This window comes from Kitasatospora sp. NPDC058184 (assembly GCF_042883725.1).
In the GTDB taxonomy this organism is placed as follows: Bacteria; Actinomycetota; Actinomycetes; order Streptomycetales; family Streptomycetaceae; genus Kitasatospora.
Map to the genome: position 1 here is coordinate 24,450 of NZ_JBHVVE010000018.1, position 15,447 is coordinate 39,896.

The window sequence follows — 15,447 nt, forward strand, 5'->3', positions numbered from 1 at the left end:
GTCGTACCGGGGCGTCGGGAGGGTGGGGTTTCAGCCGAGCTCGCCCCGTCGGCCGAGTTCGCTCCGTCGGCCGAGGTGGCGCCGTACGTCGAGGTCTGCCCCGTCGGCCGTGCCGACCCCGTCAGCCGAGGTGGCCCCAGAGGAAGGTGACGGTGCGGCGCCAGGCGATCCGGGCCTGGAGCGGGTCGTAGGTGCCGATCAGGTTCTCGTCGTTCATGAAGGCGTGCCCGGCCGGGTAGAAGTGGATCTCCGGGCGGACGTCGGTGGCCTCGCCGATCCGGATCGCCGCCTCGTCCACGGCGGCCATCGGGATCGAGCCGTCCAGCTCGCCGAAGTGGCCGAGCACGTGGGCGGTCAGGCCGCGGTAGTCGAAGTCCGGGTCGGGCGGCAGGCCGTAGAACGGGACCACGGCGGCCACCCTGTCGCCGGCCCGGGCGGCCAGCAGCAGGGCGAAGCCGCCGCCCATGCAGAAGCCGACCACGCCGACCGCGTCGCCGACCACGCCGTCCAGCGCGAGCAGGTGGTCGACCGCCCCGGCCAGGTCCTCCACCGCCCGGTCGACCGGCAGCTCGCGCCGGAAGCGGGCCGCCTCGGTGCCGTCGTGGGTGGTGGCGCCGCCGAACAGGTCGGGGGCGAGGACGGTGAAGCCCTCGGCGGCGAAGCGGTCGGCCATGTCGGCGATGTGCGAGGTGAGGCCCCACCACTCCTGCACCACCACCAGGCCCGGTCCGACGCCCTGCGGCGGGCGGGCCAGGTAGCCGTGCGCGGTACGGCCGTTGCTCGGGAAGGTGACGTTCTGCCGGGAGCCGCCCTGGTCAGGCATGGCTTCCTCTCGGTGGGTCGGGCCGCGAGCGGCGGGAGTTCGGCGGGGCGGTCCGGGTCAGCCCATCTCCTCCAGGGCGCGTCCCTTGGTCTCCTTGATGCAGAAGGCCACGAACGGGATGGAGAGCAGCGCGAAGGCCGCGTAGATGACGTACGTCGCGGAGAGGTTCCAGTCGGCGAGGTCCGGGAAGCTGACGGTGATCGCCCAGTTGGCGATCCACTGCGCCGAGGCGGCGACGGACAGCGCCAGCGCGCGGATCCGGTTGGGGAACATCTCGCCGAGCAGGACCCAGACCACCACGCCCCAGGAGAAGGCGAAGCAGAGCACGAAGACGTGCGCGGCGACCAGGGCGACGGTGGCGTGGGTGTTGTCCAGGGTGGCGGTGTCGCCGGTGCCCTCCCGGTAGGAGAACGCCCAGGCGGCGGTGCCCAGCGCGGCCGCCATGCCGATCGAGCCGGCCAGGGCGAGCGGCTTGCGGCCGATCCGGTCCACCAGGGCCATCGCGATCACCGTGCCGATCACGTTGATGATCGAGGTGGAGAGGCTGATCAGCAGCGAGTTGGACTCGTTGATGCCGACCGACTGCCACAGCAGGGACGAGTAGTAGAAGATCACGTTGATGCCGACGAACTGCTGGAACACCGAGGCGCCGATGCCGACCCAGACGATCGGCAGCAGGCCGAAGCGGCCGCCCATCAGGTCCTTCATCCGGGGCTTGTGGCTGGACTCCAGTACCGAGCGGATCTCCGCGACCCGGGCGTCCAGGTCCACGCCCTCGCCCTCGACCTCGACCAGCACCTTGCGGGCCTGCTCCTCGCGGTGGTCGGCGATCAGGAAGCGCGGCGACTCCGGGATGGCGAGCGCCATCAGCCCGTACACCAGGGCCGGGATGGCCTCGACGCCGAGCATCCACTGCCAGGCCTGGATGCCGCCGAGGTGGTTGGTGGACTCGCCGCCGGCGGCCTGGTTGAGGGCCCAGTTGGCGAGCTGGGAGACGGTGATGCCGAGCACGATCGCCATCTGCTGGAAGGAGGCGAGCCGGCCGCGGTACGCGGTCGGGGCGACCTCGGCGATGTAGGTCGGGGCGATCACCGAGGCGATGCCGATCGCGATGCCGCCGACCACGCGCCAGGTGGCGAGGGTCTCGATGTTCGGCGGGAACATCGAGCCGATGCCGCTGGCCGCGAACAGGGCGGCGGCCAGCAGCATCGTGCGGACCCGGCCGAGGCGGTCGGCGAGCCGGCCGGCGATCACCGCGCCCACCGCCGAGCCGAGCAGCGCGATCGCCACCACGAAGGCGGTGGTGCCGTGGCCGACCCCGAAGTGCTTCTGGATGCCCGTCACGGCGCCGTTGATCACCGCGCTGTCGTAGCCGAACAGGAAGCCGCCCATGGCGGCGGCCGCCGAGATGAACACCACGTGGCCGAGGTGGGCCTCGCCGGCCGCCCGTTGGCTGTTGACTGAGGACACGCGCGCTCCCGGGGGTGGACGGGCCCGCTCTGACGCCGAGTGGGCAGGGCTCGTCTCACATTCGAGCAGCGCGGCGGCCGACCTGCCCGAGGGGGCGGCCGACCGGGTGATCCGGGGTCAGTCGGCGGCGCGCGGCCGCTCGGTGCGCCGGTCGACGGTGCGCGGGAGGTCGGCGCGCGGGGTGTCGCCCACGGGGCCGGCCGCGCCCCGCGGCTCGGCGGTGCGCCGCCGGTGACGGCGGAGCAACTGGGCCCGGGCGGCGGCGTACTGGTCGCGGCCGCGCCCCCGGCCGTCGGCGCGTTCGGCGAGCCGGTCGGCGATCGCGTACTGCGCCTCGGCGGGCTTCTTGTCGTCGTACTTGAACTTGGCCCGCACCTCGTCGACGGTCAGCCGGAGCCCGCGCAGGCCGGGCAGCTGCCGGGCCAGCTCGCCCTCGCCGGGCACCACCCGGACCTCCGGCGTCTCGGGCTGGAAGTGCGCCAGCTGGCGGTTGAGGATCTCGGCCTTGCCGGCCGCGGACTCCACCACCTCGGCGGTGCAGTGGAAGTGGACGGAGGCGTAGTAGCTGGTGGGCGTGCCCGGTGCGCCGCGCCAGTGGCCCGGGGCGAAGGCGTAGCCGTCGGTGACCGCGAGGGTGACCTTCGGGTCGGCCCGGACGGCGGCCAGCAGCGGGTTGGGCGCGGCGAGGTGGAGCAGGATCTCGCCGCGGTCGGCGTCCAGCAGGAAGTGCGTCGGGACCAGCACCGGCCCCTCGCCGGGGCCACCGTTGGCGGCGAGCAGGCCGAAGTCGCGGCCCTCGGCCAGCCAGGCGCGCCACTCGGCCTCGTCGCCGCGGTCCCAGGATCTGATCAGCACGGGTGGGCCTCCCGTCAGCGGGGGTAGCCGCGCAGGTGCGCGGGGAGCGGGACGGCGGTGCCGGGGTGCGGCTCGGGGGTGCCGTGCACGGTGGTGACCGGGATCAGCCCGGACCAGTACGGCAGGCCGGTGTCCTCCGGGTCGTCGGCGGCGCCGTCCTCCCGGGTCTTGGCCGAGACCTCGTCCAGCTCCAGCCGGACGACGGCGGTGGCAGAGAGCTCCTTGGCGTTGGCCGGACGGACCTCGGCGGAGCGCCCCGGTATCGCGTGGTCGACCAGGGCGGCGAGCGCGACGTCCAGCTCCTCGGGGTCGGTGACCTGGTGCGCGGTGCCGTGGGCGACCACCGAGCGGAAGTTCACCGAGTGGTTGAACGCGGACTTGGTCAGCACCAGCGCGTCGACCTGGGTGACGGTGACGCACACCGGCATGCCCTGCTCGCCGGAGGCGTTGCGCATCGGGCGGCTTCCGGTGGAGCCGTGGACGTAGAGCCGGCTGCCGACCCGGGCGAAGATCGTCGGCAGGACCACGGGGGCGCCGTCGACGACGAAGCCGAGGTGGCAGATGTAGGCGCTGTCGAGGATGGCGTGGATCGCCTCCTGCTCCCAGGTGGCCCGGTCCCGGTAGCGGGTGGGGGTGGTCCTGGGGGTGCGGGAGTAGCTGGGCGAGTCTTCCGGGTTGGCCGACATGACATCCTCTATGTACTAGTGCATACTTAGCTTTGTGCTAGGAGACTATCCGCTGAAAGGGCGACGCGCCAGCGAAATCGCGGCCCACGTCGAGCAGGGCGTGAGCAGCGGGCAGCTCGCCCCGGGAACCGCGCTGCCCCCGCTGCGCGACCTCGCCGCCGAACTGGGCGTCAACCCCAACACCGTCGCCGCCGCCTACCGGCTGCTGCGCGACCGCGGCGTGATCGAGACCGCCGGCCGCAAGGGCAGCCGCATCCTGCCCAGGCCCGCGCTCACCCCGCGCGACCAGATCCGCATCCCCGTCCCGCCGCACGCCCGCGACCTGTCCACCGGCAACCCCGACCCGGCCCTGCTGCCCGACCTCGCCCAGGCCCTCGCGGCCGCCGCCGAGGCCGCGCGCACCGACCCCGTGCTGTACGGGCACGCCGGCGTCGACCCGCGGCTGCTCGCGCTCGCCCGCGCCTCCTTCGAGGCCGACGGCCTGCCCGGCGGCCCGATCGCCGTCGCCTCCGGCTCGCTGGACACCGTCGAACGGATCCTCGGCGCCCGGCTGCGCCCCGGCGACGCGGTGGCCGTCGAGGACCCGGGCTGGGGCAGCCTGCTCGACCTGCTGCCCGCGCTGGGGCTGAAGCAGGTGCCCGTCCGGCTGGACGACGAGGGCCCGCTGCCGGGGTCGCTGGCCGCCGCGCTGGCCGAGGGCGTCCGGGCCGTGGTGGTCACCAGCCGGGCGCAGAACCCGACCGGTGCGGCGCTCACCGCGCGGCGGGCCGAGGCGCTCAAGGCCGTCCTGGCCGAGCACCCCGGGGTGCTGCTGATCGAGGACGACCACGGGCACGGCATGGTCGACCAGCCGTACCACCCGCTGGTCGGGGCGGGCACCCGGCACTGGGCGGTGGTGCGCTCGGCGGCCAAGGCGTACGGGCCGGACCTGCGGGTCTCGGTGGCGGTCGGGGACGAGGAGACGATCGGACGGGTGACCGGCCGGCTGCGGCTGGGCGCCGGCTGGGTCAGCCACCTGCTGCAGCGCACCGTCGCGGAGCTGTGGAGCGGCGACGCCGCGCCGGCCGACCGGGTGGCCGCCGCGTACCGGGCCCGGCGGGACGCGCTGCTGGACGAGCTGGCGGCGCGCGGGATCGCGGCGCACGGGCGGAGCGGACTGAACGTCTGGGTGCCGGTGCCGGACGAGACCTCGGTGCTGGCGGCGCTGGTGCAGCGCGGCTGGGTCGCGGCGCCCGGCGCGCGGTACCGGATCCAGTCGCCGCCCGGGCTGCGGTTCACCACGGCGCGGCTGGAGGCGGCCCACGCGCGGGAGCTGGCGGAGGACCTGGCGGCGGTGCTGGGGGCGGGCGGAGGCGGGTCGCGGCTGGTGTGAGTCGTGGTCGGGCCCTGGGGTGCGGGGCGGGTGGGGCAGGTGTGGCGGGTGTGAACCGCGGGCGGCGTCCGGGCGTTGCCCGCCCGGTTGGTCTGAACCCGGCGGTAACAAAAGCGGAAACCTCCCGCAGACGCCTAGCGGTGGTGGGCGCGCGCATGTCATCTTCATCGCGCCACCGGCCGGCGGCCCACCCTCACCCAGGCGTCCTCCCGTTCCCCGTTTCCCCGGGAGGACCGAGCCGCAGGAGTTCCGCAGTGCCCGAGAACTGTTCGAGCAGCGCCCGCAGCACCCGCAGTGTCCGCAGCACCGGCAGCGCCCCTCGCCCCGGCCGACGGCTGCTCGCCGCGGCCCTGGCCCTCCCGATCGCCGTCGCGGGCCTGGCCGTCGCCTCGCCGGCCTCCGCCGCTCCGTCCACCCCGGCCGCACCGGCCGTCGTGCCGTCCGGGCCCACCGCCAGCGTCACCCTCGGCGACAGCTACATCTCCGGCGAGGCCGGCCGCTGGAAGGGCAACGCGGCCGGCACCGGCGGCGGCCGCAACGGCACCGACCGGGCCTGGACCGGCAGTTCGTACGACCCCTCGCGGGTCTACGGCGCCACCGCCGCGAGCGGGTGCGACCGCTCGGACGTCGCCGAGGTGCTCAGCGCCTCGACCGGGGCCCAGAACGAGATCGACCTGGCCTGCTCCGGCGCCGTCAGCGCCAACGTCTTCCGTGCCGCCAACGGCGGGCAGTCGCTCAAGGGCGAGGCCCCGCAGGCCGACCAACTCGCCACCGTGGCACGGCAGAACAACGTCAAGCTGATCACCCTGTCGATCGGCGGCAACGACCTGGGCTTCTCGGACGTCATCTCCACCTGCGTGCAGGACTACCTGATCTGGTACTCCTACTGCCACGACTCCGCGCAGTCCGGGATCGACGCCAAGATGCCCGCCGCGATGGCCGGGGTCGGCAAGGCGATCGACGAGATCCGCGCGGTGATGACCGGCGCCGGCTACGCGCAGTCGGACTACCGCCTGGTGCTGCAGTCCTACCCGTCGCCGATCCCGCGCGGCGCCGAGATGCGGTACCCGGAGAGCGGCTGGACCCGCTCCAACACCGGCGGCTGCCCGTTCTGGGACGGCGACGCCGACTGGGCCCGCGACTCGATGGTGCCGCAGATCTCCCAGGCGCTGGCGGGCGTCGCCGCCGCCAAGGGCGCGCAGTTCCTGGACCTGTCGGACATGCTGCAGGGCCGCGAGGTCTGCTCGACGGCCACCCGGCAGCCGACCGCGAGCTCCGGCCCGTCCGCGACCACCAGCGAGTGGGCGCGCTTCCTGGACGGCGGCCTCAACTCCACGCAGGGCGTGCTGCAGGAGTCGATGCACCCCAACTACTACGGCCAGCAGGCGGTCGGGCGCTGCCTGACGCTGCTGTGGGCGCGCCCGAGCGGTGACTACGCGTGCCGCAACACGGCCGGGCAGGACGCGAGCGGGATGTACCTCACCGCACGGTGAGCACACGGTTCGGCGCCCCCGCGGCCTCGGCCGTGGGGGCGCCGTTCCGCCGTTCCGCCGTGCTCAGCCCTTGGCGAGCAGGGACTGGGCGTGCGCGATGACCTGATCCTTCGTCAGGTACGCGTCGGTGTACTCGAAGTCCTGCAGCCGGGCGGGCTGGCGGGCGAGGAAGCCGGTCCGGACGAAGTCGTCGCCGGCGGTCGCGTTGAGCAGCCAGTTGGCGCCCACCCGGAACTTGGCCGCGTTGGTGCGCATCGCCATCAGGTGGTAGCCGCGCGCCACCAGCTGGGCGGGCACCCCGCGCAGCTCGATGCCGAGCGGCTTGGAGACCGCGTCCTTGCCGCCGAGGTCGACCACCAGGCCCAAGTCCTTGTGGTAGTACGGCTCCAGGGGCTGGTTGCGGAGCGAGGCGATCACGTTGTTCGCGACCGCGCGGCCCTGGCGGGCGGAGTGCTGGGCGGTCGGCGGGCAGACCGCGCCGTCGCCCTTGGCGAGGTCGGGGACGGCGGCGGCGTCGCCGAGCGCGAACACGCCCTCGAACTGCGGCACCCGCATCTCCGCCGTCACGGCGAGCCGGCCGCGGACCGTCTCGGCGTCCAGGGTGCCGATCAGCGGGCTCGCGGCCACCCCGGCCGTCCAGATCAGGGTGCGGCAGGGGAGCACCCGGCCGTCGGTGAACTTGACCGTCTCGGCGCCGACTTCGGCCACCGAGACGCCCAACGACACCTCGATGCCGCGGTCGCGCAGCACCTCCAGGGCGGCCTCGCCGAGCGGGTCGCCGAGCTCCGGCATCAGCTTCGGGGCGATGTCGATCAGGTGCCACTTGATCTGCCGGGCGTCCAGACGCGGGTAGCGGTGGGCGGCGGCGGTGGTCAGGCGCTGGAGGCAGGCGGCCGTCTCGGTGCCCGCGTAGCCGCCGCCGACCACCACGAACTGGAGCCGGGACTCGCGCTCCTTCTGGTCCAAGGTGGCCGAGGCGAGGTCGAGTTGGGCGATCACGTGGTCGCGGACGTAGGCCGCCTCGGCGAGCGTCTTCATGCCGCGGGCGTAGTCGGTGAGGCCGGGGATGTCGAAGGTGCGGGTGACGCTGCCGGGGGCGAGCACCAGGACGTCGTACTTCTGCGCCACCACCTCGTCGGTGATCTTGCGGACGACGCACACCTTGGAGGCCGGATCCACACCGATGGCGCCGCCGGGGACGATGTGGGTGCGGCGCAGCGTACGGCGCAGCGAGACAGCCACGGACTGCGGGGTGAGGACGCCGGCCGCGACATGGGGGAGGAGGGGGAGGTAGAGCTGGTAGCTGAACGGCGTGACCAGCGAGATCTCGGCCTCCGACGGTGACAGCTTGTGTTCGAGGCGGCGGGCGCACTCCAGGCCGGCGAAGCCACCGCCCACGATCAGGATCCGAGGTCGTTCCATCGCTCATCCCTTTGCCGTGAAGGTCCCCATTACTGTCCGCCACACTCGCACGGAGCAGCGGGGGCTGCCACCGGGGTGGGGCCGTGGGGGTGGGGTGGAGGAGGGCAGGGAGAAAAGGGAGAAGAGGGAGAACGGGGTGGCGGCGGGAGGGGGAGAGAGGAAAGGGCGGCGACACCGATAGGCTGTCGGCCGTGCTACCCGAGGTGACGGCGATCCGGTACGTGACGCCACTGCGAGAAGGCGGCTCGATGCCGGGCCTGGTCGAGGCCGACGATCGGCGGCTGTACGCGCTGAAATGGGTCGGTGCGGCGCAGGGCCGCAAGGCGTTGGTCGCGGAGGTGCTGGCCGGGGAGCTCGGCCGGCGGCTCGGGCTGCCGGTGCCGGAGCTGGTGACGGTCGACCTGGACCCGGTGCTCGCGCGCAGCGAGCCGGACCACCAGATCCAGGACCAGATGAGGGCCAGCGGCGGGACCAACCTCGGGATGGCCTTCGTCAGCGGCGCGCTCAACTTCGACCCGCTCTGCTTCGAGGTGGATCCGGAGCTCGCCGGGCAGGTGCTCTGGTTCGACGCGCTGATCGGCAACGTCGACCGCTCCTGGCGCAACCCCAACCTGCTGGTGGCGACCGGCGGGCTGCGGCTGATCGACCACGGCGCGAGCCTGATCTTCCACCACAACTGGCCGGGTGCCGCCGCCTGGATCCGCCGTCCGTACGACGCCTCCGACCACGCGCTGCTGGGGGCCCGGCCGGACCTGGCGGCGGCCGACAAGGCGCTCGCGCCGCTCGCCGAGGCGGCGATCGAGGGCGCGGTGGCGCAGATCCCCGAGGTCTGGCTGGTGGACGAGTTCGGCTTCGACTCGCCCGACGAGGTGCGCGCCGCGTACCGGACCCAGCTGACCGAGCGACTGGCCGGTCCGCGCGACTGGCTGCCGGAGGTGCCCGCATGACCGAGTTCACGCTGTCCGTGCTGCCGGCCACCGTCGAGCTGCACGACTACGAGTACGCCGTGATCCGCGCGGTGCCGAGGGTCGAGCGCGGCGAGTGCGTCAACGTCGGGGTGCTGCTGTACTGCCGACAGGAATCGCACCTGGCCGCCCGGACCCACCTGGACCAGGCCCGGCTGCTGGCGCTGGACCCGGTGGCGGACGTGCAGGGCGTGCGGCGGGCGCTGCAGGGGATCGAGGCGGTCTGCCACGGCGGCCCGCAGGCCGGTCCGGCGGCGGGGGACAGCGCCGGGCAGCGGTTCCGCTGGCTGACCGCGCCGCGCAGCGCGATCGTCCAGCCGGGGCCGGTGCACACCGGGCTGACCGCGGACCCGGAGGCGGAGCTCCGGCGGCTGTTCGACCAGCTGGTGCTCTGACACCGGAGGGTTCCGGGGCGGCTCGCGGACGGTTGCCGTGGTCAAAGCTTGAGTTGCTGAAGCACCTGGTCGTACTCTGGCCCCATGGGTTCGACAGCGACGACGACCGTACCGACCAACGCCGAGTTGATGGAGGCGCTGGCCTCCGTCGGTGCCGCGTACTTCCAGGACTTCGCGGCCGCCGCGGCCCGGCACGGGCTCTCCTCCTCGCAGGCCAAGGCGCTGGGCGCGGTGCAGGAGCCGGTGCCGATGCGCGCGCTGGCCGGGAGGCTCGGCTGCGACGCCTCGAACGTCACCGGGATCGTGGACCGGCTGGAGTCGCTGGGCCTGGCCAACCGGGAGGCGGCGGCCGGTGACCGCCGGGTGAAGATCGTGGTGATCACGGCCGAGGGCCGGGAGATCCTGAACCGCATCCGCGGCGAGATGGCCCGGACCCACCAGGCCTTCGAGGCGATGACCGACGAGCAGCGGATCGCCCTGCACTCGATCTGCTCCCAGGTGCTGCCGGTGCTGGCCGGTCGTACGGGCGGCGCGCAGTAGGACCCCGCGCCGCCCGTACGCCACCAGTGCTTCGTCCCGGTCAGAGCAGCCCGGCGAGTTCCGGTGGCAGCGGCCGGTGGTGGAGCAGGGTGAGTGAGCGGGTGGTCCGGGTCAGGGCGACGTAGAGGTCGCGCGGGGCGAGCGCGGCCGGCTCGACCACCACGACCGCGTCGAATTCCAGCCCCTTGGCGTCCGTGACCGTGAGCGCGTCCAGCTCCCCGGCCAGGGCGTCCGGTGCGATCACGCCGAGGGTGCCCGGGCCGACGGGCAGCCGGGCGAGCGCGGCGGCGAAGCCGCCCGCCGGGACGCGGACCGCGCGGGGCCGCTCGGTGCCCGGTCGGATGGACTCGGGCGGCCGGTGGCCGGGTACGGCGGTGCGCAGCACGGCGGCGGCGAGGGCCATGACGGGCTCCGGCGTGCGGTAGTTGACGGTGAGCCGTTCTTCGCGCCAGCGGCCGGGCAGGTGCGGGTCGAGCGTCTCGGCCCAGCTGCGGGCGCCGGCGGGCGAGCCGGTCTGGGCGAGGTCGCCGACGATGGTGAGCGAGGTGGTCGGGACGCGCCGCAGGACGGCGCGCCAGGCCATCGCGGACAGCTCCTGCGCCTCGTCCACGACGACGTGGCCGTACGCCCAGGTGCGGTCGGCGGCGGCACGTTCGGCGGTGGAGCGGTACGGGCCGTCGTCGCGGAAGCGCTCGGCCAGGGCAGCGGAGTCCAGCAGGGCGTCGTCGGTCTGCCCGGTGATGGTCAACACGCCCTGGGCGAAGGCCAGTTCGTCCGGGTCTTGACCAGTGGGGGCCGAGGGCCCCTCGATACCCAGGAGTTCGGCGGCCTCGTCGAGCAGCGGGACGTCCTCGGCCGTCCACTCGGAGCCGGGCGGGCGGAGCAGGGCGGTTGCGTGCTCGGGGGCCGCTGCGGCGAGCAACTCCCGGTCGGTGAGCAGGCGTTCGAGCAGCTGTTGCGGGGTGAGCCGGGGCCAGAGCGGGTCGAGCGCGGCGCGGACGTCCGGCCGCTCCCACAACTCGCGCGGGGCGTAGTGCGCCTCCTCGTCGTCGTACGGTCGGCCGAGGGTGAGCGCCTGGCCGATCGCGAGGGCGTCGAGCAGGGTGCCCAGGTAGAAGGCGCGGGCCCGGTTGTGCGGCAGTCGCAGGCCGCGGGCGGCGTCCCGGGCCTCGGCGCAGGCCCGGGCGGAGACCCGCAGCCCCTCGCCGAGGTCCAGGCCCTCGGCGGGGGCCGTCTGGTGGGCGGCCACGGCGGCGCGGAGCACCCCGGCCATCCAGGGGCCGCCCTTGGCGAAGGCGGCGGCGGGGTCGTCGGTGCCGGTGGCGGCGAGGCCGGGGAGGAGTTCGGCGACGGTGCGGAGCACCACCTCGGTCTCGCCGAGGGCGGGCAGCACCTCCTCGATGTACCGCAGGAAGCCGGGGTTGGGGCCGATCACCAGGACGCCCCGGCGCTCCAGCGCGGCGCGGTGGGTGAACAGCAGGTAGGCGGCGCGGTGCAGGGCGGCCAGTGTCTTCCCGGTGCCGGGGCCGCCCTGGACCACCAGGGCGCCGCGCAGCGGGGAGCGGATCACCCGGTCCTGCTCGGCCTGGATGGTGGCGACGGCGGTGCCCATCCGGCCGGTGCGCTCGCGGTCGAGGGCGGCGAGCAGGGCGGCCTCGCCGACCAGGGCGCGGCGGCCGGAGTCGTCCAGCCCGGCGAGGTCGAGCGCCTCGTCGTCGAGGCCGGTGACGGTGCGGCCCCGGGTGTGCAGGTGGCGGCGGCGCACCACCGGGCCGGGGTGGACGGGGGTCGCGGTGTAGAAGGGGCGGGCGGCCGGGGCGCGCCAGTCGAGCAGCAGCGGTTCGTACGTCTCGTCGGTCAGGCCGGTGCGGCCGATGTAGCGGACGGTGCCGTCGCGCTCGTCGAGCCGGCCGAAGCAGAGGCCGCGCTCGACCGCCTCCAGCCGGGCGGCGTGGCGGGCGGCTTCGCGGGCGCGCACCTCGCGCTCCAGCCGGGCCTGGTGGGTGCCGCCGGATCCGGCGCCGTCGTGGGCGCCGTCGGCGGTGCGGCGGGCCCGTTCGCGCTCGGCGTCCAGCCGGGCGTAGAGCCGGGTGAGGTGGGCCTGCTCGGTGCGCAGGGCCGCGGCGAGGGCGCTGGAGTCCCGCGTGGTCACTGGCGGTTCGCTCATCGGTGTGGTATCCTTGCGGTGAGAAGGCTGTGAAGCGTCATCTGAAAGGCGCTCAATTGACCCAGCCTACCCCACTCCGCCGACGTCCGGCGTGACCTCGGCTGTTACTCTTGCGAAGCGTGAGCGCGAAGCCCCAGATCCCCAATGTCCTGGCCTCCCGGTACGCCTCGGCGACCCTGGCCCAGCTGTGGTCCCCCGAGCACAAGGTGGTCCTCGAGCGCCACCTGTGGCTCGCCGTCCTGAAGGCCCAGCAGGACCTCGGCGTCGAGGTTCCGGCGACCGCCGTCGCCGACTACGAGCGGGTGATCGACCAGGTCGACCTCGGCTCGATCGCCGCCCGTGAGCGGGTCACCCGCCACGACGTGAAGGCCCGGATCGAGGAGTTCAGCGAGCTCGCCGGGCACGAGCAGATCCACAAGGGAATGACCTCCCGGGACCTGACCGAGAACGTCGAGCAGCTGCAGATCCGCCAGTCTCTGGAGCACGTGCGGGACCGCACGGTGGCCGTGCTGGTGCGCCTGGCCAAGCTGTCCGCCCAGCATGCCGAGCTGGTCATGGCCGGCCGCTCGCACAACGTGGCCGCGCAGGCCACCACCCTGGGCAAGCGGTTCGCGTCGATCACCGACGAGCTGCTGGTCGCCTTCCGCCGCCTGGAGGAGCTGATCGCCCGCTACCCGCTGCGCGGGATCAAGGGCCCGGTCGGCACCGCCCAGGACATGCTCGACCTCCTCGGTGGCGACACCGACAAGCTGGCCGAGCTGGAGCGCCGGGTCGCCGGGCACCTCGGCTTCGAGAACGTGCTGACCAGCGTCGGCCAGGTCTACCCGCGCTCGCTGGACTTCGAGGTGCTCACCGCCCTCGTCCAGCTGGCCGCCGCGCCGTCCAGCCTGGCCAAGACCATCCGCCTGATGGCCGGCCACGAGCTGGTCACGGAGGGCTTCAAGGAGGGCCAGGTCGGCTCCTCCGCGATGCCCCACAAGATGAACACCCGCTCCTGCGAGCGCGTCAACGGCCTGGCCGTCATCCTGCGCGGCTACGCCTCGATGACCGGCGAGCTGGCCGGCGACCAGTGGAACGAGGGCGACGTCTCCTGCTCGGTGGTGCGCCGGGTCGCGCTGCCGGACGCGTTCTTCGCCTTCGACGGCCTGCTGGAGACCTTCCTGACCGTCCTCGACGAGTTCGGCGCCTTCCCCGCGGTGATCGAGGCTGAGCTGGACCGCTACCTGCCGTTCCTCGCCACCACCAAGGTGCTGATGGGCGCGGTGCGCGCGGGCGTCGGCCGGGAGACCGGGCACGAGGTCATCAAGGAGCACGCCGTCGCCTCCGCGCTGGCGATGCGCGCGGGCGCCCGGGAGAACGAGCTGCTGGACCGGCTGGCCGCCGACGAGCGGATCCCGCTGGACCGGGCCGCGCTGGACGCGCTGCTCGCCGACCGGCTGTCCTTCACCGGCGCGGCCGGCGCCCAGGTCGCCGAGGTGGTCCGCCAGGTGGAGGCCGTCGCGGCCGCCTACCCGGAGGCCGCCAAGTACGCGCCCGGCGACATCCTCTGACGTCTCGTCAGCCCTGAGTCGAGGGCCCCGCCGCCGGACCGGTGGCGGGGCCCTCGCGCGTCGTGGGGACGTGGCCCGGGTCCAGCGGCGGGGTGGTGGTGCCGCACGGCCAGTCGCAGTTCGGCTCGGCCACCTGCTGGTCGTCGGCGGCGAGCACGTTGCCCCGTACGGTCGCGAGGGCGATCAGCCCGCCGGCGGCCAGCAGGCCCGCGCAGATCAGCATCGCGGTGTGGAAGGCGGAGTCGACCGAGGAGGGCACCCGGTAGGCGTCGCCGCTCAGCCCGGCCAGCGCCGGCAGGGCGGCGACCGCGAGCAGGCCGGCCGCGCGGGCGGCGGCGTTGTTGACCCCGCTGGCGATGCCCGCGTGCCGGACCTCGACGGCGGCCAGCACGGTCGCCGTCAGCGGTGCGACCAGCAGCGTCATGCCGCAGCCCATCACCGTGACGGAGGGCAGCACGTCCACCCAGTAGGAGGAGTCCGGGCCGACGCGCAGCATCAGCAGCACCCCGGCGGCGCACAGCAGGGGGCCGACGGTCAGCGGGATGCGCGGGCCGATCCGCTTGCCGAGGCGCCCGGCGCGCGCGGACAGCAGCAGCATCAGCACGGTGATCGGCACCAGCGCGAAGCCCGAGACCAGCGGCGAGAAGCCGGACACGATCTGGAGCTGCACCACCAGCAGGAAGAAGACGCCGCTGAACGCCGCGTACACGCACAGGGTGACCAGGTTCACGGCGGTGAACAGCCGGGAGGAGAACAGTCCGAGCGGCAGCATCGGATCGGGCGCGCGGCGCTCGACCGCCACGAAGGCGACGCCGAGCGCCACTCCGAGCACCCCGCTGACCCAGACGGCGGGGGACAGGCCCTCGCCGGCCGCCGTCAGCGCGTAGGTGATCGCGCCGAGGGCGAGGGCGGCGAGCACGGCGCCGAGGACGTCGAAGCGGCCGGAGGCGCCCTCGTCCCGGCTCTCCGGCACCGACCGGGTGGTGACCGCGATCACGGCGGCGGCGAGCGGCAGGTTCAGCAGGAAGATCCAGCGCCAGCCGGGGCCGTCCACCAGCCAGCCGCCGAGGAAGGGGCCGACCGCCGCCGACACCCCGCCGAGGCCGGACCAGAGCCCGACCGCCGCCGAGCGGTCGTCAGGGTGGAAGACGGCCTGGAGCATGGCGAGCGAGCCGGGGGTGAGCAGCGCCCCGCCGATGCCCTGGACGGCGCGGGCGGCGATCAGCACGTGGATGTTCGGCGCGGCGGCGCAGGCCGCGGAGGCGACGGCGAACCAGACCACGCCGATCAGGAAGACCTTGCGCCGCCCGTAGCGGTCGCCGAGCGCGCCGCCGAGCAGGATCAGGCCCGCCAGGGTGAGCAGATAGGCGTTCAGGGTCCATTGCAGGGACGCGAGGGAGGCGCCGAGGTCGGCGCCGATCCGGGGCAGCGCGACGTTCACCACGGTGCCGTCCAGCATCGCCATGCTGGAGCCGAGCACCGTCGCCATTAGTACCCAGCGACCCTGCGCGGTGCCCAGGCGCAGGGTGCCGGCCTCGGAGGTGGCCACGGGCGAATCCTGCGCTGCCGAGGCGCACGTGACAAGGGTCACCGGTGGGTGTGTTGGCGGCTGGCGGTGCGTGAGCGGACGGGTGCGCGGCGTGGCCGATCTCGGCGCAGGGTCGTGGATCAGTGGCGGGGGGTGAATGGGTTGTGTACGCACCGTGGGC

The 15,447-nt window shown here is 74.2% G+C and carries 13 protein-coding genes; 6 read left to right on the forward strand and 7 right to left on the reverse strand.

All coding sequences use genetic code 11. The features are described 5' to 3' along the window. Positions 1-121 precede the first annotated feature (121 nt). The 4 genes from ACFVXH_RS29270 to ACFVXH_RS29285 form a co-directional block, all read right to left on the reverse strand. Positions 122-823, reverse strand: coding sequence for a dienelactone hydrolase family protein (locus ACFVXH_RS29270; protein WP_049655503.1), 702 nt, complete (start codon positions 821-823; stop codon positions 122-124). Positions 824-880: 57 nt separating this feature from the next. Further along, a complete protein-coding gene (locus ACFVXH_RS29275; RefSeq protein WP_074004470.1) occupies positions 881-2,293 on the reverse strand; it encodes a sugar porter family MFS transporter in 1,413 nt (470 codons plus the stop codon). 117 nt (positions 2,294-2,410) lie between these two features. Next, positions 2,411-3,148, reverse strand: coding sequence for an FMN-binding negative transcriptional regulator (locus ACFVXH_RS29280; protein ID WP_380742344.1), 738 nt, complete (start codon positions 3,146-3,148; stop codon positions 2,411-2,413). A gap of 14 nt (positions 3,149-3,162) precedes the next feature. Next, positions 3,163-3,834, reverse strand: a complete 672-nt coding sequence (locus tag ACFVXH_RS29285; protein ID WP_387828720.1) for a pyridoxamine 5'-phosphate oxidase family protein — start codon at positions 3,832-3,834, stop codon at positions 3,163-3,165. A 34-nt stretch (positions 3,835-3,868) separates the two neighbouring features. Here ACFVXH_RS29285 and ACFVXH_RS29290 point away from each other — a divergent pair, with 34 nt between their 5' ends. Further along, positions 3,869-5,206, forward strand: a complete 1,338-nt coding sequence (locus ACFVXH_RS29290; protein WP_380777891.1) for an aminotransferase class I/II-fold pyridoxal phosphate-dependent enzyme — start codon at positions 3,869-3,871, stop codon at positions 5,204-5,206. Between the two features lie 254 nt (positions 5,207-5,460). Next, positions 5,461-6,699 carry a GDSL-type esterase/lipase family protein gene (locus ACFVXH_RS29295; protein ID WP_387828722.1) on the forward strand — a complete coding sequence of 413 codons (1,239 nt, stop codon included), beginning with the start codon at positions 5,461-5,463 and terminating at the stop codon, positions 6,697-6,699. A 63-nt stretch (positions 6,700-6,762) separates the two neighbouring features. Here ACFVXH_RS29295 and ACFVXH_RS29300 read toward each other — a convergent pair whose 3' ends face one another. Beyond that, positions 6,763-8,121, reverse strand: a complete 1,359-nt coding sequence (locus ACFVXH_RS29300; protein WP_049652402.1) for an NAD(P)/FAD-dependent oxidoreductase — start codon at positions 8,119-8,121, stop codon at positions 6,763-6,765. A 191-nt stretch (positions 8,122-8,312) separates the two neighbouring features. On the opposite strand from ACFVXH_RS29300, the gene ACFVXH_RS29305 reads away from it, so the two are divergent. The 3 genes from ACFVXH_RS29305 to ACFVXH_RS29315 all read left to right on the forward strand — a co-directional run bounded on the left by ACFVXH_RS29305 (position 8,313) and on the right by ACFVXH_RS29315 (position 10,021). Further along, entirely contained in the window at positions 8,313-9,068 is a 756-nt protein-coding gene (locus ACFVXH_RS29305) for a HipA family kinase (RefSeq protein WP_049652400.1), read from the forward strand. Next, positions 9,065-9,481 carry a DUF3037 domain-containing protein gene (locus tag ACFVXH_RS29310; protein ID WP_049652398.1) on the forward strand — a complete coding sequence of 139 codons (417 nt, stop codon included), beginning with the start codon at positions 9,065-9,067 and terminating at the stop codon, positions 9,479-9,481. Before ACFVXH_RS29305 ends, ACFVXH_RS29310 begins: the two co-directional genes overlap by 4 nt. Positions 9,482-9,565: 84 nt before the next feature. Then, entirely contained in the window at positions 9,566-10,021 is a 456-nt protein-coding gene (locus tag ACFVXH_RS29315; protein ID WP_049652396.1) for a MarR family winged helix-turn-helix transcriptional regulator, read from the forward strand. 40 nt (positions 10,022-10,061) lie between these two features. Here ACFVXH_RS29315 and ACFVXH_RS29320 read toward each other — a convergent pair whose 3' ends face one another. Continuing rightward, positions 10,062-12,188, reverse strand: coding sequence for a HelD family protein (locus tag ACFVXH_RS29320; protein ID WP_387828725.1), 2,127 nt, complete (start codon positions 12,186-12,188; stop codon positions 10,062-10,064). A gap of 119 nt (positions 12,189-12,307) precedes the next feature. Here ACFVXH_RS29320 and purB point away from each other — a divergent pair, with 119 nt between their 5' ends. After that, the gene (purB, locus tag ACFVXH_RS29325; protein ID WP_049652391.1) at positions 12,308-13,738 is read left to right on the forward strand and encodes an adenylosuccinate lyase; all 1,431 of its coding nucleotides are present in this window, start codon (positions 12,308-12,310) and stop codon (positions 13,736-13,738) included. A 7-nt stretch (positions 13,739-13,745) separates the two neighbouring features. Here the strand turns inward: purB and ACFVXH_RS29330 are convergent, their stop codons facing one another. Further along, the gene (locus ACFVXH_RS29330; RefSeq protein WP_387828839.1) at positions 13,746-15,227 is read right to left on the reverse strand and encodes an MFS transporter; all 1,482 of its coding nucleotides are present in this window, start codon (positions 15,225-15,227) and stop codon (positions 13,746-13,748) included. Between the last annotated feature and the right edge of the window lie 220 nt (positions 15,228-15,447).